Consider the following 22499-nt stretch of genomic DNA (forward strand, 5'->3'; position numbering starts at 1 on the left):
CAGAGCCGGTTTTTATTGAAATATCAGACCTCGCCCAGCAACCAGCTGCTGGCCATGGCAAAGTATTCGCGCAGCCAGGAATTGAAACGCGTGGCCAGAGGGGTCGGAGCTGCCACGGGATAGACCTGAGGCAGATCCTGCCGCTTTGCAATGTTCATGGCACGCATCAGGTGAAAGTCGCTGCTGACCATGGCCATGGGTGCATCCGCGGCCACGCCGCGCTCGGCCAGCAAGGGCCGGCTGAGTTTGAGGTTCAGCTCGGTACTGGTACTGAGCTTTTCCAGCACCAGCCGCTGCGCAGCAATACCGTGACGCTGCTGCAGATAGCGAGCCATGACCTCGGCCTCAGACTCTTTCTCACCCCAATCGACACCGCCACAAACAGCGACCAAGGCCTGGGGCTGCAGCTTGGCCAGTTCTGCTGCCGTATCCAGTCGCGTAGCCAGAACCGGCCTGGGGTGACCATCGAGCGTGCCGCTGCCCAGCACCACGATGGATTGCACGGGCGGCACTTGCTGCGGCGCAAGACCCAGACCGAAAAGGTGGCTCCAGAACCAGAAAAGGCTGATCAGCCACAGCGTAAAGCCAGCCCAACCCAACGACCAGAGCCTTTTATGCAAGGGTCTGATCGAACGCCAGTGTTGCACCGACCGCCATTTCCAGCTCAGCCACAAGGCCGCGATACCCAGCATGGCGGGCAACACCACGCCGACATTGAAATGCCCCATGCCCATCAGTACCAGAGCATCGACAAGCAGCAGCGTCCCCAACAGAGCCAGCAGCGTACGCGCCAATCTGGCAGGGTGGGAAATCGTTGCATCTGCTTTCAATGTCATAGCTGCGATCTGAGTCTGGATAAAGGATAGAGCCGATCTTATTGAAAATTGGAAAGCCCGCAGAGCCAAAGCCGTGCGGGCTTTTGCTTCGGGGCCTTATGCTCAGACCAGATCGGTTCTGAACAGAGGCCCCGAAAAGCTCTCATTACTCGAATTCCAGAATGATGTCGTCCACCGCCAGCGAGTCTCCCTTGGCGGCGCTGATCTTGCTGACCACACCATCCTGGGCTGCGAACAGGATGTTCTCCATCTTCATGGCTTCGATGACGGCCAGCTTCTCGCCGGCCTGCACCTTCTGGCCGGGCTGCACTGCCACGTCGACCAACAGGCCGGGCATGGGCGAGAGCAGGAATTTGGACAAATCTGGCGGAGCCTTGTAAGGCATGAGCTTGTGCATCTCGGCGCCCTTGGGCGAGAGCACCAGCACATCTGCTTGCGTGCCGTTGTGGATGACACGCAGAGCCAGCGGGTTCTTGCCGTTGCCGCGCTCGATCTGGCACGTGAAAGCCTTGCCATTGCAGACGCCGCGAACCACCAGGTCGCGAATATCGGCATTGCTGCGGAACTCGTAGGCCTTGTCGCCGATCACTACCTTGCAAACGCGCGCCTGGGCGTCGAAGTCGGTCACTTCGCCAGTCACATACTGATTCTTGCCTTCAGCCCCCAGAACCACGGCGGTGTACTTCTCGCCCACCTGCACCTGGTGGCCCTGCATCTGGCCGGTGATGGTCGATGCACGCGCACGATAGCGGCGATTGCGGAACAGGGCCAAAGCCACCAGGAAGTCGGGATCATCGTGGGGCACGTCCTCGGCATGGAAGCCGTCGGCATAGTGCTGGGCGATGAAGCCGGTGTTGAACTTGCCCGAGACAAAGTCCGGGTGTGCCAGCAGAGCTGCCTGGAACGGGATGTTGGAGCTGATGCCGCGGATGGCAAAGCCGTTGAGCGCTTCACGGGCCTTGGCGATGGCGTCGTTGCGATCCTTGCCATGCACGATGAGCTTGGCAATCATCGAGTCGTAGTACATGGGGATCTCGCCGCCGTCATAGACGCCGGTATCCACACGCACGCCGTTCAGGTGCTCGGTATCGGACTGCCACATGGTCTGCTCGGGCGGTGCAAAGCGCACCAGACGACCGGTCGAAGGCAGGAAATTGCGGAACGGGTCTTCGGCGTTGATACGGCACTCGATGGCCCAGCCGTCGCGCCTCACATCCGCTTGGGTAAAAGCCAGCTTTTCACCGGCGGCCACACGAATCATCTGCTCGACCAGATCGAGGCCGGTGATGCATTCGGTCACCGGGTGCTCCACCTGCAGACGGGTATTCATCTCCAGGAAGTAGAAGTCCTGGTCCTTGCCGACCACGAACTCCACGGTGCCGGCGCTCTGGTACTTGACAGCCTTGGCCAGGGCCACGGCTTGCTCGCCCATGGCCTTGCGGGTTTCGTCACTGATGAAGGGCGAAGGCGCTTCCTCGATCACCTTCTGGTGACGACGCTGGATCGAGCATTCGCGCTCGTTCAGGTAAACCACATTGCCGTGGCTGTCGCCCAGAATCTGGATTTCGATATGGCGTGGCTCCTGCACGAACTTCTCGATGAAGATGCGGTCGTCGCCAAAGCTGTTGCGCGCTTCGTTCTGGCACGAGGCAAAACCTTCAAAGGCTTCCTTGTCGTTGAAGGCCACGCGCAAACCCTTGCCGCCACCACCGGCCGAGGCCTTGATCATCACCGGGTAGCCAATGCCCTTGGCAATTTCCACGGCCTGCTCGGGGCCCGCGATGGCGTCGTTGTAGCCGGGGATGGTATTGACCTGGGCTTCGCCGGCCAGCTTCTTGGAAGCGATCTTGTCGCCCATGGCCGCAATGGAATGCGACTTGGGGCCGATGAAGGCAATGCCCTCTTCTTCGCAGCGCCTTGCAAAGCCCTCGTTTTCCGACAGGAAACCGTAGCCGGGGTGCACTGCCTGTGCGCCGGTCTGCTTGCAGGCTTCAATGATTTTTTCGCCCAGCAGATAGGACTCGCGGCTGGGTGCAGGGCCCAGGCGCACGGCCTCGTCGGCCAGCTTGACATGGCGTGCGTCCTTGTCGGCGTCGGAATAGACCGCCACGGTCTGGATGCCCATCTTGCGGGCGGTGGCGATGACTCGGCAGGCGATCTCGCCGCGGTTGGCAATCAGAATCTTGGTAAACATGGATATATCTCCTGGTTCTTCTTGTTCTTACAGGGGGATGTTCCCGTGCTTGCGCCAGGGGTTGTCCAGCTGCTTGTTCTTGAGCATTTCCAGCGAGCGGCAGATGCGCTTGCGCGTTTCGTGCGGCTGGATCACATCGTCGATAAAGCCACGGGCGCCGGCCACAAAGGGGTTGGCAAAGCGCTCCTTGTACTCCGCTTCGCGTGCAGCCAGCTTGACGGGATCGTTCTTGTCTTCGCGGAAGATGATCTCCACCGCGCCCTTGGCGCCCATCACGGCGATTTCCGCATGGGGCCAGGCCAGGTTGACGTCACCACGCAAATGCTTGGAGGCCATCACGTCGTAGGCGCCGCCATAGGCCTTGCGGGTGATGACGGTGATCTTCGGCACCGTGGCTTCGGCATACGCATACAGAAGCTTGGCGCCGTGCTTGATGATGCCGCCGTACTCCTGCGAAGTGCCAGGCATGAAACCGGGTACGTCCACGAAGGTAACCACGGGGATGTTGAAGGCATCGCAAAAGCGCACGAAGCGCGCCGCCTTGATGGAGGACTTGATGTCCAGGCAGCCGGCCAGCACCAGGGGCTGATTGGCCACGACGCCCACGGTCTGACCGGCCATGCGGGCAAAACCGATGATGATGTTCTTGGCGTACTCAGGCTGCAGTTCGAAGAAATCGCCATCGTCCACGGTCTTGAGAATCAGCTCCTTCATGTCGTAGGGCTTGTTGGCGTTTTCAGGCACCAGCGTATCCAGCGACATGTCGGCGCGGCCCACGGGGTCTGTGGTTTCGCGCACGGGAGCCTTTTCCTTGTTGTTCAAGGGCAGGTAGTTATAGAGGCGACGCAGCATCATCAGTGCTTCCACGTCGTTGTCGAAAGCCATGTCGGCCACGCCGCTCTTGGTGGTGTGGGTGATGGCCCCGCCCAGCTCTTCGGCCGTGACTTCCTCGTGGGTCACGGTCTTCACGACTTCGGGACCGGTCACGAACATATAGGAGCTGTCCTTGACCATGAAGATGAAGTCGGTCATGGCTGGCGAGTACACGGCGCCGCCGGCACTGGGGCCCATGATCATGGAGATCTGAGGCACCACGCCCGAAGCCAGCACATTCTTCTGGAACACATCGGCATAGCCACCCAGAGAGGCAACGCCTTCCTGGATACGCGCACCACCCGAGTCGTTGAGGCCGATGACGGGAGCGCCGACCTTCATGGCCTGGTCCATCACCTTGCAGATCTTCTCGGCATGGGTTTCGGACAGCGCGCCGCCGAACACCGTGAAGTCCTGGCTGAACACAAAGACCAGACGACCGTTGATCATGCCGTAGCCGGTGACCACGCCGTCGCCGGGGATCTTGGTGTTTTCCATGCCGAAGTCCGTGCAGCGGTGCTCCACGAACATGTCCCACTCTTCAAAAGTGCCGTCGTCCAGCAGCAGCTCGATACGCTCGCGCGCCGTCAGCTTGCCTTTCTTGTGCTGCGCATCGATGCGCTTTTGTCCCCCACCCAACCGAGCGAGTTCTCGCTTGGCTTCCAGCTGCTTCAGGATATCGTCTTGCATGCTTGTCCTCTAACGTGATTTGGGTTGCTTGTCTCGCAATGGTGATGCTGCGATGCTATGGTAATAAGAGCTGCTAGCGCCTACTGCATTTGGGCTAGAAGCAGATTTCTTGCTGCGGTACTGGCGGCGATACGACCCGCTGCCACATCGTCCTGAAGGACGGGGAGCATGGCCTTGACCTGCGGATGCTGGCGAAACGCCTGCTTGAGACCGAAGTCGATGCGCTCCCACATCCAGGCCAGGGCCTGCTTCTCGCGACGCAGGGTCAGGCGGCCGTTCGCGGTTTGCAGCTCCCTGAAGCTGCTGACTGCAGCCCAGAAACCCTCCACCCCCTGCCCCAGCAAGGCACTGATCTGCAGCACCCGCGGCTGCCATAGCGCGCCGGTGTTGGCATGATCGGGGTTACCGTGCATACCCAGCAGGCGCAGGCTCGATGTGATCTGGGCCTGGGCACGCGTGGCGGCATGGGGGTCGATGTCGGCCTTGTTGATGACCACCAGATCGGCCAGTTCCATCACGCCCTTCTTGATGGCCTGCAGGTCGTCGCCCGCATTGGGCAGTTGGAGCACGCAGAACATGTCCGTCATGCCGTGCACGGCGATCTCGCTCTGGCCCACGCCAACGGTCTCGACGATGACCACGTCATAACCGGCGGCTTCGCAGACCAGCATGGCCTCGCGCGTCTTTTCGGCCACGCCGCCCAGCGTACCGCTGCTGGGACTTGGGCGGATATAGGCCTCCAGCCGCATGGACAGTTGCTCCATGCGGGTCTTGTCACCGAGGATGGAGCCGCCCGAGACGGTACTGGACGGATCGATCGCCAGCACGGCCACACGCAGACCCTGCTCTATCAGGTACAGGCCCAGGGCTTCGATGAAAGTGGATTTGCCGACGCCCGGCACACCACTGATGCCAAGGCGAAATGCCTTGCCCGTATGCGGCAGCAGAGCGGTGAGCAGGCCGTCTGCCTGTTCACGGTGGTCGGTCCGGGAGGATTCAAGCAAGGTAATGGCCTTGGCCATGGCCCGGCGCTGCACGGCAGGGTTGCCGCGCAGGATGCCGTCTTGCATTTGCTCAGGTGTCACGTCGCGATCGCCTTTGCTATCGATGCTTGCCGGCCGATCAAAGACCGTTGGCCTTCTTGATCTGCTCCAGCACATCCTTGGCGCTGGCGGGAATGGGAGTGCCGGGGCCGTATACGCCCTTGACGCCCGCGTTGTAGAGGAAATCATAGTCCTGGGCGGGAATCACACCGCCCACGAAGACGATGATGTCGTCCGCGCCCTGCTTCTTGAGCTCGGCAATGATGGCCGGAACCAGGGTTTTGTGACCGGCAGCCAGAGTGGAGACACCCACAGCGTGCACATCGTTCTCGATGGCCTGGCGCGCGCATTCTTCGGGGGTCTGGAACAGCGGCCCCATGTCCACGTCAAAGCCCAGGTCGGCAAAGGCGGTGGCGACCACCTTGGCACCGCGGTCGTGGCCGTCCTGACCCAGCTTGGCGATCATCACGCGGGGGCGTCGGCCCATGGCCTGCGAAGCGGTGTTGATCTCTTCCTTGAGCTTGTCCCAGCCTTCGGCTGAGTCATAAGCGGCAGCATACACACCGGTCACCTTCTGGGTATCGGCGCGATGGCGACCAAACGCCTTTTCCATCGCGTCGGAAACTTCACCTACAGTGGCACGCAGGCGCACGGCCTTGATGGACAGGTCCAGCAGATTGCCATCGCCGGACTCTGCCGCTGCCGTGATGGCAGCCAACGCAGCTTCCACTTGGGTTGCATCGCGCTTGGCCTTGATATTCTTGAGCCGCGCAATCTGGCTGTCACGCACCTTGACATTGTCCACTTCCAGAATGTCGACCGGGTCTTCCTTGGCCAGCTTGTACTTGTTGACGCCGACGATGACTTCCTTGCCCGAATCGATGCGCGCCTGCTTCTCGGCGGCGGCGGCTTCGATCTTGAGTTTGGCCCAGCCGCTGTCCACGGCCGCAGTCATGCCGCCCATGGCATCGACTTCCTCGATGATGGCCCAGGCCTTGTCGGCCATTTCCTGAGTCAGCTTTTCCATCATGTAGGAGCCAGCCCAGGGGTCGATCACATTGGTGATATGGGTCTCTTCCTGAATGATCAGCTGTGTGTTGCGGGCAATGCGGGCCGAGAATTCCGTGGGCAGGGCAATGGCCTCGTCCAGCGCATTGGTGTGCAGGGACTGGGTGCCGCCAAACACGGCAGCCATGGCTTCGATCGTAGTGCGGACCACGTTGTTGTAGGGGTCCTGCTCGGTCAGCGACCAGCCCGACGTCTGACTGTGCGTGCGCAGCATCAGACTCTTGGGGTTCTTGGCGTCAAAGCCCTTCATGATGCGGCACCACAGCAGACGCGCGGCACGCATCTTGGCCACTTCCAGGTAGAAATTCATGCCCACGGCCCAGAAGAAGGACAGACGGCCCGCAAAAGCGTCCACGTCCATGCCCTTGGCAATGGCAGTCTTCACATATTCCTTGCCGTCGGCCAGCGTGAAAGCCATCTCCAGTGCCTGATTGGCACCGGCTTCCTGCATGTGATAGCCCGAGATCGAGATCGAGTTGAACTTGGGCATGTTCTGGCTCGTGTACTCGATGATGTCGCCAATGATCTTCATCGATGGCTTGGGCGGGTAGATATAGGTGTTGCGCACCATGAACTCTTTCAGAATGTCGTTCTGAATCGTTCCGGCGAGTTGGTCCTGCGAGACACCCTGCTCTTCGGCAGCCACCACATAACCGGCCAGCACGGGCAGCACGGCGCCATTCATGGTCATGGAGACGGAGACCTTGTCCAGGGGGATCTCGTTGAAGAGAATCTTCATGTCCTCGACGGAGTCGATCGCCACGCCGGCCTTGCCCACATCACCCGTCACACGTGGATGATCGGAGTCATAGCCGCGGTGGGTGGCCAGATCAAAGGCGACGGAAACGCCTTGGCCGCCGGCAGCCAGCGCCTTGCGATAGAAGGCGTTGGATTCTTCTGCAGTCGAGAAGCCGGCGTACTGGCGGATCGTCCAGGGCCGCCCTGCATACATGGTGGCCTGGGGGCCGCGGATATAAGGTGCGAATCCCGGCAGCGTGTTGGTAAAGGGCAGATCGGCAGTGTCTTCGGCCGTATACAGCGGCTTGACGGTGATGCCGTCCGGCGTGACCCAGTTCAGGTTGTTGATGTCGCCACCGGGGGCCGCCTTGTTGGCGGCCTTGTTCCAGGCTTGCAGATCAGCGGGTGCAAATTCTTGTGGGTCCTGTGCCGGATTCTCTTGGCTCATGTTGTCTCTCGTATGCGGTGCGCGCAGTGAAGTTTGGAATTGCGGTGAACTACCTAGATGCGCCTAGTGTACATGATTCATAATTATGAATTCAAAATACTTGCAGCATATAATCCCGCGTAATGACAAGCAAAACACTTACTCCTCTTGCGCTATATGAGCAGGTCGCCGAGCAGCTGCGTCAACGCATCTTCCGGCGAGAGCTTGAGCCCGGAGCCTGGATTGACGAACTCAAGATTGCCGAGGAATACGGCATCAGCCGCACTCCCCTGCGCGAGGCGCTGAAGGTACTGGCCGCCGAAGGCCTGGTGACCATGAAACTGCGTCGAGGCGCTTACGTGACCGAGGTGTCGCGCAAGGACATCTCCGATGTCTATCGATTGCTGAGCCTGCTGGAGGCAGATGCAGCGGCCGAGGTTGCAGGCAAGGCCACGGACGAGCAATTGCAGCGTCTGCAGCAGACCCACGAGGAGTTGAAGCAGAACACAGCCGACGCCGAGCGGTTCTTCGCGCTCAACGAAAGCTTTCACATGCAGATTCTCGATATCGCAGATAACCGCTGGCGTAATCAGCTGGTGGCCGATTTGCGCAAGGTCATGAAGCTGAACCGCCACAAATCGCTGTTCAAACAAGGCCGTATTGAAGACTCCCTCGCAGAGCACGAAGCCATCATGCAAGCACTGCTGAAGCGCGATCCGAAAATTGCCATGAGCGCAGTGCAGCAGCATTTCGCGAATGGACTTGACGCAGCGATCTAAAAGATCCACTTCTGATCCGCTCTAGTATTTATCCTACATATTTGAAATATTGGATTACCCAATTCATGAGATGCTTGCTGTGTAACTGAATGTGCTTTCAGTGTTACAGGATCATGATTCATGCTGGCGCAATTTTTCTGGAGCCCGTCTGCCGACGCTCACGTGCTCAAGGGTGAATATGACCCCTTCCTTGTGACCTTATCGCTGGCAGTTTGCTGGATTGCCTCTGGCCAAGCTTTGCGCCATGCTGCTTTTGCCAGATTGGCCACATCAAGGCAGTTGCGCAACTGGTCCATTGTGAGCGGGTCGCTGGCACTGGGCATAGGCATCTGGGCCATGCATTTCATCGGCATGCTCGCTTATTCGATGCATGCTGCAGTTCAGTATGATTTGCCGGTCACCGTCTTCTCCATCATTCCAGGTATCGCAGCATCAGCAGTGGCCCTTGCCTTGCTGGCTCACAATGAACTCAATCTCAGGCAATTAGCATTAGGTGGCTTGACGGTTGGTATCGGCATTGCTGCCATGCATTACAGCGGCATGGCAGCAATGCGCATGCCTGCCACGCACCAGTATTCACCACTCTGGTTTGCCATTTCTCTCATTGTTGGCGTAGCGCTGGCCACCTTGGCGCTCTGGATTCGTTTCGGGCTGGCACGTTTCAACCTCAAACAAGACCACTGGCGCAAAACACTGGCGGCCATCATCATGGGCGCCGCGATCTCGGGCATGCATTACACAGCCATGCTGGCGCTGCGAGTCACGGCCGAGCATGAAACGCATGATGCGGCATCATCGAACGATCGTTTGATTCTGGCGCTGACCATTGCCGTGATTACTCTGCTATTTGGCGCACTGATTGCACAAGCCAATGCCTTGATTCAGTACCGCAGTCGCTGGCAGAAAGTGGATATGAATGAAGCTCGACTGCAAGCTTTGGTGAATATGGCAGCAGATGCAATTATCTGCATCGATAATCGAGGATGCGTAACAGATTACAACCCTGCAGCTGAGGTCATATTCGGCTGGAGCCCGGATGAAGTATTGGGCCAGAACGTGAAAATGCTCATGCCCGCAGCGCTGTTCAACCAGCATGATCATTATCTGGAGCAGCATGAAGCCGGCCAGCGAAACAACGCGCCACCTCTGAAGAACAAGATTTCAGAGGTCCTTGGCCAGCACAAGGACGGTACGCTGATTCCCATGCGCCTGGCCTTGAGCCAAGCCGAGGCCCGGGGTCAGCGCATGTATGTAGGCCTTTTGACCGATCTCTCAGACCGCAAGCGAACCGAGCGGCAACTACATATAGCTGCCACGGTATTCAATCATTCCTTTGAAGGCATGGTGGTCCTTGATGCGAACCGGAAAATTGTAGACATCAACCCAGCCTTTGCACGTATCAGCGGCTTGAACCGCCAGGCAGCGAAGAACAAGGAGTTTTCCAGTCTTTTCATCCATGGCGATGACAACACGGCTGTCCAGTGGTCGCAGATCTGGACGGAAATCGGTAAAAAAGGGCACTGGCAAGGCCTTCGCGTCATGCACCACGACAGGAACTGCCATCAGATTTCTCTGACCGCAGTGCGCGACGAGCAGCAACGCTTGCACCATTACATCGCCGTCTGCTATCAAAGCATCGATATCCCGCTTGGAGCCACAATCTGAGTCCTATATCGGCTGGCGCTATCATTCACGTAGCGGGAAATTACCCGCTTTCTGAAGGCAAGCGCATGAACCAAGCAAGTGAAACCGATGTACTGGGTCTCCAAGCAGAGAAACAGCATTTGACTATCGAGCAAGTGCAAACCTTGCCAGAGCTTCTGGCCATGCGGGTTCGCCGCACACCATTAGGCGAGGCTTACCGAGAGTTCGATGAAAGCTCAGGTGCCTGGAAAAGCCTGAGCTGGGCCGAAACAGCCGAACGTGTCGCTCTGTGGAGCCGCGCCTTATGTGCCTCGAATCTTCCTGCCGGCGCAAGGGTTGCAATCTTGCTGCCCAATGGCTTTGATGCAATGACCATCGACCAGGCCTGTCTGCGCTGTGGTTACGTACCAGTTCCTCTGCATGCCATCGACAATGCCGGCAGCATTGCCTACATCCTGGCCGATTCGGGAGCATCCTTGCTTGTGGTGGCCGATGCCAAGGCCTGGCAGAGAATTTGTGCTACAGGTCAGGACCTGCCGGGACTCCAGGCCGTTATTCACGCACAGCAAGGCCGTACCAACGAGTCACCGAGCGCCTCTCCCATATCTGCCGAACAAGCAGAGCAGGAGTCTGTCAAGACCCTGCAGCGAAAGCCGCTCATCGTCTTGTCCGCCTGGCTTCAGGCTGGTCAGCGGCATACCTCTGCCCTCCCCCTGCCACCAAAGAAAACGGAGCTGGCGGGCATTGTCTATACCTCGGGTACGACGGGAAAGCCCAAGGGGGTCATGCTCACGCATGACAACGTGGTCAGCGACTTGCATGCTGTGATGCAGCGTGTGAAGGCTTTTCCCGAGGACGTCTTTCTCTCGTTTCTGCCGCTTTCACACACTTTCGAGCGCACTGCAGGCTACTACCTGGCCATTGCCACCGGCTCCTGCGTGGCCTACGCGCGTTCTGTTGCACAACTCGCACAGGATATGAAGCAGGTCAAGCCGACCGTGCTGATATCCGTGCCTCGCATCTATGAACGTGTTTATGCCAAGGTTCAGGAATCGCTTGCCTCCAGCAGCTTCAAGCGCAAGCTGTTCGAGGCGGCAGTCAACAAGGGCTGGAAGAGCTTCTGCACTCATCAAGGCATTCCCTTGGACGAGCAGTTCGATACCCAAGCAAGCTGGGCTTCTGCCTTGCCAGCCTGGCTGTTGCGCAGGCTTGTCGCACAGCCCCTGCTCGCACAGTTTGGAGGCCGGCTACGCGTGGCCGTGAGCGGTGGAGCCCCATTGTCTCCAACCATTGCACGCAGTTTTCTGGGCCTGGGTCTTCCTATGTTGCAAGGCTATGGAATGACCGAAACCGCCCCTGTGGTCAGTGCTAACGGCCTCGACGACAACTGGCCCGATACCGTTGGCCGGGTGCTTCCAGGGATCGAAGTCCGCATTGGCGATGATCAGGAACTGCAGGTCTCCGGCCCTGTGGTGATGCTTGGTTACTGGAACCGTCCGGAAGACACAGCCAAAGCCTTTACTGCCGACGGTTGGCTCAGAACCGGGGATCAGGCAGCCATCGAAAACGGTCGCATTCGAATCAAGGGTCGCATCAAAGAAATCATTGTTACGTCAACGGGTGAGAAAGTGCCTCCCAATGATGTAGAACAAGCCATCCTCGTTGATCCCCTGTTTGAGCAAGTGTTTGTGGTTGGCGAGGATCGTCCGTTCATCGCCTGTATTGCGGTTGTTGGCCAAGCGGAATGGGAAATGCTCGCCAGGAGTGTTGGACTGAACCCGAATGACGGAGCCAGTCTGCAGCATGCGGCGGCAGAGAGAGAAGCGCTTGCTCGAATAGAAAAGCAGACACGCAGCTTCGCCCGTTATGCGGTGCCCAGAGCCATCCACCTGGTCAGGGATAGCTGGACTATTGACAACGGCCTGATGACCCCTACCCTCAAACTCAAACGAAAGAACCTGATGGCCCACTACGAAGACGCTATCGAGGAGATGTACGGCAAGCCCATTGATAGTTGGAAGACGAAGGCTCAGTAACGATTGATACAGGGTTTAGGGAGCCCTTGAAAAATTCATGTAAGTTACATTAAATATAAATAACCGAATTTAAAATTCGGTTGCTAACTTCATACTCACCGACCTTCTCTCTTCTTCAGCCATTCGATAACGATGTCTGACACTGGCTTCTCATAGCCACGGTAATCATGCTTTGCTCCAGGAACCTCCACTTGGATAAAGTTCTCGGAAACGAGGGACTTGCGAAAAGATGCTGCTCTCACATCCATTTCGTTGTCACCATACACATCGACAACTGGAAGCTTCACTTTTCGCAGATTTAGATTGGTGTTAACAGGCTCCTTGCCTCCCGCAGTCAATCCGACCCCGATGAAACCTACAACCGGCGCAGTGGGATTGTTTGCTAGGAAGCCAGTTGTCATACGCCCACCCATACTGTGCCCCATCAAGTAGACGCGCTCCACTCCTTTCTGCATTTTCAGATATTCAATTGCAGATTGAATTCGCTGATAGGCCTCAGGAAACGAGGCGGCAAGCTCGGGCGAATCAGGCGAGTCTGCGCCAGGATCTGGCATCCGCAAAGAGAAGGTGTGGAAGCCTAAGTCTTTGTGAATGGCACGCCTCAATGGCCCGACTACGTTACCGTCTGGAGAGTTCCCTCTGCCGTGAGCCAGGACAACTCCCACCTTGGAGTCCTTTCCGTCAAGATACTCACCTTGAGGCATCTGCGCCGCAACTGACGTCGTCAAGACGCAGCTGAAAACCCATATGAGTGATTTGAGCACTGACATCACAGGTACCCCCTTGGTAAGAGCTAGCTCTGGAATGACGGACTTGCGCTTCAATAGCGCTAACTTGAGAGAATTGAACTCGCTACGCATACTCTTGGAAGTCATCAATAGAGGCTCACTACTGTCCTCCAAAAGCCAGCTTACATGACCGCCAGGAGTCTTCTACAGCTCTTGAACTGAGCAGCCCTTGAGAAATCAATCGATATTCATAGACTGGTTGATCTGCACCTGTGGGCTAAGCAGCTCCAATTCGTCGTCTCACCTTGCAAGATCACCTCTCAAACGGCAAATGATCTACAGCCTCTGCAGTTCCTGCACCAGCTTGTGCATGCCATAGCGCGCCACGCCCCCAGGCCGCCCTTCTGCAAGCGGGTGATGTCGGCCGTCTTGGACCGCCCCCATGCCACGATGCCTTTTGCATCGCTGACATAATCCTGCTGTATCTGCTTGAGGGTGACGAGACCTTGAACAGGCAGGCCTGTCGCTTGGGCCTCCTCGATTTCTGCTTCACGTCTCCGCAACCATCTCTGGGCAAGAGCACGCTGGGTGAATGTCTTGGACTCGAAAAGAGTCAGCTCTCCGCCTTCTTTCAGACGGATCTGAGCCGGAACGATACGACACCCTTGGCACTCTTTCGTTGGGTGATGGTTCCCATCAGTGCTCCATGAAATTCGTGGTGCACCAATGGAGCATTCAGCATCAAAAACCCGGAAAAACGGGGTACCACAGGGTCAATTTTCAGTGCACCACACGGCACTTTTCATAGTATGAGCACCGAACGAACCATTAAAAAACAAATAGATAGCAGCATGTGGCGTATGTCGGTGGCCCCTATGATGGACTGGACAGACAAGCATTGCCGCTACTTCCACCGGCTGCTCAGTCAGCACGCCCTGCTCTACACCGAAATGGTGACAACCGGAGCTCTGGTGCATGGCGACGTGGCTCGCCATCTGCGGTTTGAGGCCGAAGAACACCCTGTGGCATTGCAGTTGGGTGGCTCGGAGCCGGCCGATCTGGCGCACAGCGCACGCCTGGGCGAGCAATGGGGCTATGACGAGATCAATCTCAACTGCGGCTGCCCTAGTGAACGCGTTCAGCGCGGGGCTTTCGGTGCCTGCCTGATGAACGAGGCCCAACTGGTGGCCGATTGCGTCAAGGCCATGGCCGATGTGGTGTCCGTGCCCGTCACTGTCAAGCACCGAATCGGCATCGACAAGATCGAAAGCTACGATTTTGTGCGCGACTTCGTCGGCACCGTTGCCGATGCAGGCTGCCAGGTGTTTGTGGTTCATGCCCGCAATGCCTGGCTCAAAGGCCTCTCCCCCAAGGAAAACCGTGAAGTCCCGCCGCTGCGCTACGAAGTCGTGGCACAACTCAAGCGTGACTTTCCGGGCTTGACCATCGCTGTCAACGGAGGCATCAAGACCGATGACGTGGTGCAGCAGCAATTGCAGCAGGTCGATGGCGTCATGGTGGGCCGCGAGGCCTACCACAACCCCTGGTGGATGGCGTCCTGGGATGCTCTTTACTATCAGGATGAGAGCAGAGAGCGTACGCGCGAACAGATCGAAGAGCAGATGGTGCTATATATGGAGCGCGAAGCGCGCGAGCATGGCACGCACTGGTATTCGATTGCCCGGCATATGCTTGGGCTGCGCAACGGCCTCGCCGGTGCGCGCCGCTGGCGCCAGGTCTGGAGCGATCACCGTCTCAAGAGCCTGCCTGCGCACGAGGTCATGAAGCTGGCCCGCACCAAGCCGAACGAGATCCAGCCGGAACCCGCAGAGCAGATGCTTTGACCCTGCATGAAAAGCTGGCTTCGGTCAGCTTTTTTACTTTCAAGCGCGGCCAAGTCCGGCATGCGTTGCGCAATCCCCGCAGTTGCGCGGTTTGAAGGGAATTCACTACTTCGCATGTCAAACTCTGCTGTTATATTGCACTGCAACATAACCCGCAGAAGTGCGTCCCATGCTCTATCAGATCTACGAAATGCAGCGCGCAATGGTTGAGCCCTTTGCAGACTTTGCCCAGGCCGCCTCCAAGTTCTACAACAACCCCCACTCGGTCTTCAGCCAGGTGCCCCTGGCCCAGCGCATGGCAGCGGGCTTCAACCTCATGTACCGCTTGGGCAAGGACTACGAAAAGCCCGAATTCGATCTGCATAACGTCGAAGTCAACGGCGTGGATGTCACCATCCGCGAGCGGGTGGAGGTCGACAAGCCGTTTTGTGAGCTGCGTCGCTTCAAGCGCTTTTCCGACGATCCAGAAACACTGGATCTCATGCTCAGCCAGCCCGTGGTGCTGATCGTTGCACCTCTCTCGGGCCACTATGCCACCTTGCTGCGCGACACTGTGCAAAGCATGCTCGGAGGCCACAAGGTCTATATCACCGACTGGAAGAATGCCCGCACCGTGCCGCTGTCCGAGGGCGAGTTCCATCTGGACGACTATGTGAACTATGTGCAGGAATTTATTCGCTATCTGCAAGGGCGCTATGGTCAGTGTCATGTGGTCAGCGTCTGCCAGCCCACTGTGCCCGTGCTGGCGGCCGTCTCCCTGATGGCCAGCCGTGGCGAGGTGACGCCGCTGTCCATGACCATGATGGGCGGCCCCATCGATGCGCGCCGCTCACCGACGGCCGTCAACAACCTGGCCGAAACCCGCAGCTACGAATGGTTCGAGAACAACGTCATCTATGAGGTGCCGAACAATTACCCCGGTGCCGGCCGCCGCGTCTACCCCGGCTTTTTGCAGTACTCGGGCTTTGTGGCCATGAATCCCGACCGTCATGCCAACAGCCATTACGACTATTTCAAGGACCTGATCAAGGGTGACGAGGCCAGCGCCGAGCACCACCGCAAGTTCTATGACGAGTACAACGCCGTGCTGGACATGGATGCCGACTACTATCTTGAGACTATCGCCACCGTGTTTCAGGAGTACAAGCTGGTCAAGGGCACCTGGGAAGTCAGGAACGAGCAGGGCCAGCCCGAGCTGGTGCGTCCTCAGGACATCCAACATACAGCCTTGCTGACCGTGGAAGGCGAGCTCGACGATATCTCGGGCGCAGGCCAGACCCGCGCCGCCCATGATCTGTGTGCCGGCATCGCTGCCGAGGCCCGCCAGCATATCGAAGTCCAAGGTGCAGGCCATTACGGCATCTTCAGCGGCAGCCGCTGGCGCAAGACCGTCTACCCGCAGGTGCGCGACTTCATCCTGTCCCACCAGCCCGCGAGCGCGACAGCCGCCAGCGCTGCAGGCCATCTGAGCAGCGTCAGTGACGACGGAGCCGAGCTGGAAAGCAACGAGGCCCATGCCGACAAGCCTGCCAAGGCCCTGAAAACAGGTCAAAATAGCGCCCCTGCCCAGAAAGGACGCGGCCCCCACCGCGCCAGGGCGTAAAGGCTCGCCAGACCAGAATGAACTCATCCCTGTCCGCAGCCTCTTCGCTTCAAGCACTGGCTGCGAACATCGATGCAGCCCTGCCCCAGACACAGTGCACGCGCTGCGGTTACCCTGACTGCGCGTCCTATGCCGAGGCCATTGCCAGCGGAGAAGCCGCCATCAATCAATGCCCGCCCGGTGGCCAGGACGGCGTACGCCGTCTGGCGTCCATCACCGGCAGGCCGGAGTTGCCGCTCAACGCCGCAAACGGCATCGAAACCCCGCGTACCCTGGCCCTGATCGACGAAGCCTGGTGCATAGGCTGCACGCTGTGCATCAAGGCCTGTCCCACCGACGCGATTCTGGGCGCCAACAAGCGCATGCACACCGTGATTGCCGAGCATTGCACGGGCTGCGAACTGTGCATTCCCGTCTGTCCGGTCGATTGCATAGAGCTGGTCAATGCCAGCGGCGAGGCCACGGGCTGGTCAGCCTGGAGCGCTGCCCAGGCCGAACATGCCCGCAACCGCTATGACGGACATCTGCAGCGCACGGGCCGCAAGGCCAATGCGCCGGTGCGCACCACGGCACAGCCCGCCGCAATAGAAGCCGGTGCTCAAGCCGTCACGACGGCAGCGCCAGCACCCGACAAAAAGGCTGCGATTGCCGCCATTCTGGCCAAGGCCAAGGCTCAACGCGCCCAGAATTGATACCGAATCAGCCTCTATCGCTTATACACAAAGCGCCATCAGCTCCTGATTCAGTAGCCCCCGCGACTGCAAAGCTCTCTCTGGGGGTCACTAGACGCTGACCAGGCTCTTGTAGACGCCGCAGCCCCAGTACAGGCCTGCATGCTTGCAGACATAGGACATCTTGGTCTGCACCTGCTGGTTGCTGGGGTTGATGTAGTCATACTCGACCCACCCCGGGCGCAGCTCGGCCTGGGCCATGATGTCGGCCATCAGGCTGTCGCCGTCAATGCCGGGCACATCCTGCACGCGCAGCCCCACCTTGGCGGGATTGCCGCCGAAGGCCCGGTACTCCCCTTCCGAAGACAGGGCGAACACATACATGTCGCGGTCGTGGAATGGCTGCGCAGGATCGGTCACGGTCTGCAGCAGGTCGGCGACACTGGACGAACTTCTGGCTTGCCGCATGGTCGCATTCACCAGGGCCACGGCCTCCTCGGCCGTGCCCTGCTGCAATCTGAAGCGCGACACGGCGTCCGACAGGTGCTGGGCACGCAGCTGCAACTCCCGGGCCTGCTGCAGCGCCTGACCGACCATCTGGGCATTGTGCTGGGTGATTTCATCGATCTGGTGCACGGCATTGCTGATCTCCTGAAGCCCCATGCTCTGGCTGCTGGCCGAGTCCGAGAGCGTCCCCATATGACTCACCACATCATGGATGGCCCGCGTCACCCCTTGAGTCTGCTCGACAGCGTTGCGCAGCAGATGCGTGCTCTGGCTCACTTGCTGCACGGTCTCGCCGATCAGCTGGCGTATCTCCTTGGCGGCTTCGGCGCTGCGCTGCGCCAGCGTGCGTACCTCACTGGCCACGACGGCAAAGCCGCGCCCCTGCTCACCGGCCCTGGCGGCCTCCACCGCCGCATTGAGGGCCAGAATATTGGTCTGAAAGGCGATGCCGTCTATCACCCCGATGATTTCCCGCATACGCCCGGCATTGCGCTCGATCAGTTCCACCGACTGCACAGCATGCTGCATGGCCTGCGCGCCCTGGTCGGCGGCCGAGCGCACGCCGTCGGCGCGACCATGGGCCGCCTTGCTCACCTCGGCGTTGTGCTGAACCGCTGCGCTGAGTTGCTCGACACTGACCACGGTCTGCGCCAAGCTGCTCGCCTGGGCCTCGGTGCGCTCGGACAAGGCCTGATGATCCTTGACCATACTCTGGCCGGCCTGGGCCACCAGGGCCGCGTTACTGCGCACATCGGCCACCATGGCCGACAACGCATGCACCATGGACTCGGTCAGGCTTGATGTCGCCGGACTCGCTGGCGCCCCTTTGGCAGCGCTCACACTCAGGTCGCCATGGGCGACTTTTTCCAGCGCCAGCTGCATGTCCTGCCATTGCTGCTGCCAGCTCCTGTGCAGAACGCCGACCCAGAACAGCACGCCCAGCCCCCATAGCAGCAAGCCGCCCAGCTGCAGGGCTGCACCCAGTCCCAGCAGGGGCAGAACAGGGCCGGCCAGCAGCCATGGCAGCCCCAAGCACAGCCATCCGGAATTCCTCATTCGTACGCGGTTTTTTTTGTCGGGCAAGATGCGCTTTTGCATTGCCTGTCTCCATTCGTTTTTTGTAGTCGACTTCGTTTGCTGAGCTTGCAGCCTGCTCACGGTAGCCCTTTGCTCTGTCATCCAGCTTACGTAACAAATTGCAATTTACGGTGCCTGCAAACCCGCAAAATCGAAACCATGAGCACTGTTTTCTCATGCGAAAATGGCATCAGCCCATAATGTGTCACTATGAATCCCCTGCTCTCGCGCTTACAGCCTTATCCGTTTGAACGCCTTCGCCAACTGTTTGCCGCTGCCCAGCCGCCCGAGGGCCTGCGCCCCATCAGCCTGGGCATCGGAGAGCCGCGCCACGCCACGCCGGCGTTCATTGAAAAAGCACTGAGCAGCGAACTCCAGGGCCTGTCCGTTTACCCCGCCACCGCCGGCCTGCCGGCGCTGCGCCAGGCCTGTGCGCAATGGGCCAACCGACGCTACGGCATAGAGCTCGATGCGGCGACCCAGGTTCTGCCCGTCAATGGCTCACGTGAAGCCCTGTTTGCCTTTACCCAGGTGGTGGTGGACAGCACCCGAGCCGGTGCGCGCGTCATCTGTCCCAATCCCTTCTATCAAATCTACGAAGGTGCGACGCTGCTGGCCGGGGCCACCCCCTATTACGCCGCCAGCGATGCCGCGCGCAACTTCGCCGTGAACTGGGATGCCGTGCCCGAGGAGGTGTGGCAGAACACGCAGATGATTTTTGTCTGCTCTCCCGGCAACCCCACGGGCGCGGTGATGCCGCTTGGCGAATGGGAAAAGCTGTTCGCCCTGTCCGACAAGCACGGCTTTGTGATTGCCAGCGACGAGTGCTACAGCGAGATCTACTTCCAGGAAGAAGCTCCGCTGGGCGGCCTGGAAGCCGCTCAGAAGCTGGGGCGCCATGATTTCAAGAATCTGGTGATGTTCACCAGCCTGTCCAAGCGCAGCAATGTGCCCGGACTGCGCAGCGGCTTTGTGGCAGGCGATGCGGCACTGCTCAAGTCCTTCCTGCTCTACCGCACCTATCACGGCGGCGCCATGAGCCCCGTGGTGCAGACGGCATCGATTGCTGCCTGGGGCGACGAGGCCCATGTGCAGGAAAATCGTCGTCTCTACCGCGAGAAGTTTGCCCAGGTCACACCCGTGCTGTCCAGGGTCATGGACGTGAAGCTGCCTGATGCCAGCTTCTACCTCTGGGCCGGCATTCCGCCGCAATTGGGCATGGATGATGCGCAATTCGCCAAAGAGCTGTATATTCATACAGGCGTAACGGTTTTACCGGGAAGCTATCTGGCACGCGAGGCCCATGGCTTCAACCCCGGAGCCAACCGCATTCGCATGGCTCTGGTGGCCGAGACAGCAGAATGCCTTGAAGCAGCTCAGCGCATTGCCCGGTTCATCGAGTCGCGCATACGCTGATTTCCACCCCAGGGCCTGCCCGGTGCAGGCCTTTATGACGCAACGATTCACCTCAACTTTCGATCCTTGACCGAAAACATCATGACGCAACAACTGCAATCCATCATCGACAACGCCTGGGACAACCGTGCCAATATCTCGCCTTCCGCCGCCCCCAAGGAAGTGGTGGATGCCGTGGAGCACGTGATTGCCGAACTCAACGACGGCAAGCTGCGCGTGGCCACCCGCGAAGGCGTGGGTCAGTGGACCGTGCACCAGTGGATCAAGAAGGCCGTGCTGCTGTCCTTCCGTCTCAAGGACAATGCGCTGATCAACGGCGGCGCCCTGAACTTCTTCGACAAGGTGCCCACCAAGTTCGAAGGCATGAGCGAAGCCGAGATCGCCGCCACCGGCGTGCGCGTGGTGCCTCCGGCCGTGGCCCGCCGCGGCTCCTTCATCGCCAAGGGCGCCATCCTGATGCCTTCCTATGTGAACATCGGCGCCTATGTGGACGAAGGCACCATGGTCGACACCTGGGCCACCGTGGGCTCCTGCGCTCAAGTGGGCAAGAACGTGCACCTGTCCGGTGGCGTGGGCCTGGGCGGCGTGCTCGAGCCCCTGCAAGCCAACCCTACCATCATTGAAGACAACTGCTTCATCGGCGCTCGCTCCGAAGTGGTCGAAGGCGTGATCGTGGAAGAGAACTCGGTTCTGGGCATGGGCGTCTACATCGGCCAGTCCACCCCTCTGTTCAACCGCGAAACCGGCGAAATCACCTACGGCCGCGTACCCAGCGGCTCGGTGGTGGTCAGCGGCAACATTCCCAAGCAGACCAAGGATGGCAAGGACTACTCCATGTATGCCGCCATCATCGTCAAGCGTGTGGATGCACAGACCCGCTCCAAGACCAGCATCAACGACCTGCTGCGCGACTGATTGTCACCTGGCCATGCTCGCTCCGCCCTGGAGCGGAAGCTGCACCGGCCAGCCCTGCTCACAAGCCTGCCCGCTCCCGAGCGCGCAGGCTTTTTTCATGCTGGAAATCAGCTTTGCGCATCAAGCGCGACCTGCACCGAGTTGACACACGCTAACATGCGCGCATAGAGAGGCTGAGCGAAAAAGGATGAAGAAAAAATGAGCACCATGGAAAAAATTCTGCGTCTGATGTCCGAAAAAAAGGCCTCGGACGTCTATCTCTCCGCCCGTGCGCCGGCGCTGATCAAGATCAACGGCATCTGCATCCCCATCAACAATCAGGAGCTGCCGGTCGAAGCTCCACTGGCCTTGCTTTCCGAAGTCGTCAGTCCGCAAGCCATCGAAGAGCTCAAGCAGACGGGCGAGCTGAACATGGCGATTCCAATGAGCGGCATAGGCCGCTTCCGTATCAGCGCCATGCGCCAGCGCGGCTCCTATGCGGTCGTCGTGCGCTTTATCTCGTATCAGATTCCGTCGCGCAACGAACTGAATCTGCCCTCCATCATCAGCGAACTGGTCATGGAAAAGCGCGGCCTGGTGCTGGTTGTGGGCGCAACGGGCTCGGGCAAGAGCACGACGCTGGCGACCATGGTCGAAGAACGCAACGAAAAACTCACCGGCCACATCCTGACGGTGGAAGACCCCATCGAATACCAGTTTCGCAACAAGAAATCCATCGTCAACCAGCGTGAGGTCGGCACCGATACCAGCACCCTCGCAACCGCACTCAAGAATGCGCTGCGTCAGGCACCCGATGTGATTCTGATCGGCGAAATCCGCGACCGCGAGACCATGTCGGCCGCACTGGCCTATGCCCAGTCCGGCCATCTATGCCTCGCAACCCTGCATGCCAACAACAGCTATCACACGCTCAATCGCATCCTGTCCTTCTTCCCTGAGGAGGTACGCCCCAGCATGTTGGGCGAGCTGGCCGCCTCGCTCAAGGCCGTGATCTCTCAGCGCCTGGTCCGTACCGTTACCGGCACGCGCGTGCCGGCCGTGGAAGTCATGCTCAACACCAAGCTCATCAGCGACATGATCGTCAAGGGCGACTTCGGTGGCGTGAAGGAGGCCATGGAAAAATCCATGGCCGAAGGCTCGCAGACCTTCGAGGATGCACTGGCGGCCCTTGTGCGCAGTGGCACAATTGAGCGCAGTGAAGCGCTGGCCTATGCCGACTCGCCCACCAATCTGATGTGGCGCATGGATAATGACGTCAGCCACGCGGCCACTGCTGCCAACGCCCCGGCCGTCACCGATGTGATTCTGCCCGGCGATGACGATATGCCGTCTTTCACGGAAATCACCCTGGATGTCAAAACCGCCTGAAGCCGCCAGCCAAGGCGGCATAGGCATTGTTTTAGTTTGAAG

General features: G+C 59.2%; 16 protein-coding genes. 9 read left to right on the top strand and 7 right to left on the bottom strand.

Annotation, left to right across the window (positions count from 1 at the left end; translation table 11 throughout):
- Positions 1 to 23 precede the first annotated feature (23 nt).
- From CTR2_RS13875 to scpA, 5 genes are all read right to left on the bottom strand, one after another.
- Complete coding sequence (locus CTR2_RS13875) at positions 24 to 836, bottom strand: YdcF family protein (protein ID WP_087083309.1); 813 nt, start codon at positions 834 to 836, stop codon at positions 24 to 26.
- Positions 837 to 981: 145 nt separating this feature from the next.
- Entirely contained in the window at positions 982 to 3030 is a 2049-nt protein-coding gene (locus tag CTR2_RS13880) for an acetyl-CoA carboxylase biotin carboxylase subunit (protein WP_087083307.1), read from the bottom strand.
- A gap of 27 nt (positions 3031 to 3057) precedes the next feature.
- On the bottom strand, positions 3058 to 4593 hold the full coding sequence (locus CTR2_RS13885) for an acyl-CoA carboxylase subunit beta (RefSeq protein ID WP_003065036.1): 1536 nt from the start codon (positions 4591 to 4593) through the stop codon (positions 3058 to 3060).
- Positions 4594 to 4673: 80 nt separating this feature from the next.
- Complete coding sequence (gene meaB, locus CTR2_RS13890) at positions 4674 to 5678, bottom strand: methylmalonyl Co-A mutase-associated GTPase MeaB (RefSeq protein WP_176391644.1); 1005 nt, start codon at positions 5676 to 5678, stop codon at positions 4674 to 4676.
- 37 nt (positions 5679 to 5715) lie between these two features.
- On the bottom strand, positions 5716 to 7890 hold the full coding sequence (scpA, locus tag CTR2_RS13895; protein WP_087083303.1) for a methylmalonyl-CoA mutase: 2175 nt from the start codon (positions 7888 to 7890) through the stop codon (positions 5716 to 5718).
- A 122-nt stretch (positions 7891 to 8012) separates the two neighbouring features.
- Between scpA and CTR2_RS13900 the strand changes: the two genes are divergently transcribed.
- From CTR2_RS13900 to CTR2_RS13910, 3 genes are all read left to right on the top strand, one after another.
- Complete coding sequence (locus tag CTR2_RS13900) at positions 8013 to 8648, top strand: GntR family transcriptional regulator (protein ID WP_034366764.1); 636 nt, start codon at positions 8013 to 8015, stop codon at positions 8646 to 8648.
- 120 nt (positions 8649 to 8768) lie between these two features.
- Positions 8769 to 10313, top strand: a complete 1545-nt coding sequence (locus CTR2_RS13905) for an MHYT domain-containing protein (protein ID WP_087083301.1) — start codon at positions 8769 to 8771, stop codon at positions 10311 to 10313.
- A gap of 65 nt (positions 10314 to 10378) precedes the next feature.
- Positions 10379 to 12328: an AMP-dependent synthetase/ligase gene (locus CTR2_RS13910; protein WP_087083299.1), complete on the top strand. Its 1950-nt coding sequence runs from the start codon at positions 10379 to 10381 to the stop codon at positions 12326 to 12328.
- Positions 12329 to 12423: 95 nt separating this feature from the next.
- On the opposite strand, the gene CTR2_RS13915 is transcribed toward CTR2_RS13910, so the two are convergent.
- The gene (locus CTR2_RS13915) at positions 12424 to 13203 is read right to left on the bottom strand and encodes an alpha/beta fold hydrolase (RefSeq protein WP_254913335.1); all 780 of its coding nucleotides are present in this window, start codon (positions 13201 to 13203) and stop codon (positions 12424 to 12426) included.
- 662 nt (positions 13204 to 13865) lie between these two features.
- Between CTR2_RS13915 and dusA the strand changes: the two genes are divergently transcribed.
- The 3 genes from dusA to rsxB all read left to right on the top strand — a co-directional run bounded on the left by dusA (position 13866) and on the right by rsxB (position 17195).
- Positions 13866 to 14900, top strand: a complete 1035-nt coding sequence (gene dusA, locus CTR2_RS13920; protein WP_087083297.1) for a tRNA dihydrouridine(20/20a) synthase DusA — start codon at positions 13866 to 13868, stop codon at positions 14898 to 14900.
- 169 nt (positions 14901 to 15069) lie between these two features.
- A complete protein-coding gene (locus CTR2_RS13925; RefSeq protein ID WP_087083295.1) occupies positions 15070 to 16503 on the top strand; it encodes a polyhydroxyalkanoate depolymerase in 1434 nt (477 codons plus the stop codon).
- A gap of 17 nt (positions 16504 to 16520) precedes the next feature.
- On the top strand, positions 16521 to 17195 hold the full coding sequence (rsxB, locus tag CTR2_RS13930; RefSeq protein ID WP_087083292.1) for an electron transport complex subunit RsxB: 675 nt from the start codon (positions 16521 to 16523) through the stop codon (positions 17193 to 17195).
- Between the two features lie 90 nt (positions 17196 to 17285).
- On the opposite strand, the gene CTR2_RS13935 is transcribed toward rsxB, so the two are convergent.
- The gene (locus tag CTR2_RS13935) at positions 17286 to 18779 is read right to left on the bottom strand and encodes a methyl-accepting chemotaxis protein (RefSeq protein ID WP_310220517.1); all 1494 of its coding nucleotides are present in this window, start codon (positions 18777 to 18779) and stop codon (positions 17286 to 17288) included.
- Between the two features lie 189 nt (positions 18780 to 18968).
- Here CTR2_RS13935 and dapC point away from each other — a divergent pair, with 189 nt between their 5' ends.
- The 3 genes from dapC to CTR2_RS13950 all read left to right on the top strand — a co-directional run bounded on the left by dapC (position 18969) and on the right by CTR2_RS13950 (position 22457).
- The gene (dapC, locus tag CTR2_RS13940; protein ID WP_087083287.1) at positions 18969 to 20174 is read left to right on the top strand and encodes a succinyldiaminopimelate transaminase; all 1206 of its coding nucleotides are present in this window, start codon (positions 18969 to 18971) and stop codon (positions 20172 to 20174) included.
- An 81-nt stretch (positions 20175 to 20255) separates the two neighbouring features.
- Positions 20256 to 21089, top strand: a complete 834-nt coding sequence (gene dapD / locus CTR2_RS13945) for a 2,3,4,5-tetrahydropyridine-2,6-dicarboxylate N-succinyltransferase (RefSeq protein ID WP_003054847.1) — start codon at positions 20256 to 20258, stop codon at positions 21087 to 21089.
- Between the two features lie 198 nt (positions 21090 to 21287).
- On the top strand, positions 21288 to 22457 hold the full coding sequence (locus tag CTR2_RS13950) for a PilT/PilU family type 4a pilus ATPase (protein ID WP_087083285.1): 1170 nt from the start codon (positions 21288 to 21290) through the stop codon (positions 22455 to 22457).
- Positions 22458 to 22499 lie beyond the last annotated feature (42 nt).

It is taken from the genome of Comamonas thiooxydans (genome assembly GCF_002157685.2).
Taxonomy (GTDB): domain Bacteria; phylum Pseudomonadota; class Gammaproteobacteria; order Burkholderiales; family Burkholderiaceae_C; genus Comamonas; species Comamonas testosteroni_H.